Below are 1,169 nucleotides of genomic sequence, written 5' to 3' on the forward strand. Positions count from 1 at the left end.
CCGTCGCCGGCGGCGTCGACGGTGGCATCGGCGAACGCGTCGAGGGCGTGGACTTCGCGTTCGGCGCGCGCGAGGTCGTCCGCGCTCGGGTCCTCGAAGGCGACGTCGAGGACGTCGCCGCCGACTCTGGACTTGAGCGCGTCCGGCGCGTCCGTCGCCACGATCTCGCCGGCCTGGATGACGGCCAGACGGTCGCAGAGCTCGTCGGCCTCCTCGAGGTACTGCGTGGTGAGGAAGACGGTGGTGCCGCGGTCGTTGATGTCCCGGAAGTACTCCCAGAGGCGGTTCCGGGCGTTGGGGTCCAGTCCCGTGGTAGGTTCGTCGAGGAACACCAGCGGCGGCCGGTGGACGAGCGCGGTGGCGGCGTCGAGGCGCTTTTTCATGCCGCCGGAGAACTCGCCGGCGCGCTTGTCCGCGACGTCCGCGAGGTCGACGAGGTCCAGCAGTTCGTCGATGCGGGCCCCGCGCTCGCGTCGCGGGACGCCGTAGACCTCGCAGGCGAACCGGACGTTCTCGCGGGCCGTGAGTTCCTCGTCGACGCTCGTCTCCTGAGCCATGTAGCCGATGGACTCGCGGACGGCCTGCGGGCGTTCGGTGACGTCGTAGCCGTTGACGCGGACGTCGCCGCCGGTCGGCGACAGGAGCGTCGCGAGCACTTTGATGGTGGTCGTCTTGCCGGCGCCGTTCGGGCCGAGAAAGCCGAAGAACTCGCCTTCCGGGACGCGGAGGGAGACCTCGTCGACGGCGCGCGTGCCGTCGCTGTACGTCAGGCTGAGGTTTGTCGTTTCGATTGCCGCGGGGCCGTCGTCGGCCTCGCTACCGGGGTGGGGTGGAGTCATGCGTTGGCTGGCTACACTGTTGTGTGGGGACGGACAAAAACGTATTGAACGAACGTTCAGTCAGCAGCGAGTGGGGGTTGTCGACTCGCCGCGACGGAGTCACCTGGGCCATTCGCGCGCTGCGCGGCCGCCGGCGAACCCGCCGACGGTCACCGTGAGCGCGACGAGGGCGCTGACGAACGCTGCAATCAGGTGCGGGGACCCCGGGGCGACGTCGATGAGCTCCGGCGTGGTCGCCAGCGCGTAGTGGACGTGGTGGAAGACGCCGACCGTCTCACCGTAGAGGACCTGCCACCAGAAGCCCGCGCCCACCCCGAGGCCCGTGACCAG

2 protein-coding genes are annotated in these 1,169 nt (G+C 69.9%); both read right to left on the minus strand.

Annotated elements, in window-relative coordinates:
• A partial coding sequence (locus GRX66_RS19185) for an ABC transporter ATP-binding protein (protein WP_159527863.1) occupies positions 1-839 on the minus strand: 839 nt, incomplete at its 3' end.
• Between the two features lie 99 nt (positions 840-938).
• On the minus strand, positions 939-1,169 hold a 231-nt coding region (locus tag GRX66_RS19190; RefSeq protein ID WP_159527864.1), incomplete at its 5' end, for a hypothetical protein.

The sequence above is a fragment of the Halobacterium bonnevillei genome (assembly GCF_009831555.1).
GTDB classification, from domain to species: domain Archaea; phylum Halobacteriota; class Halobacteria; order Halobacteriales; family Halobacteriaceae; genus Halobacterium; species Halobacterium bonnevillei.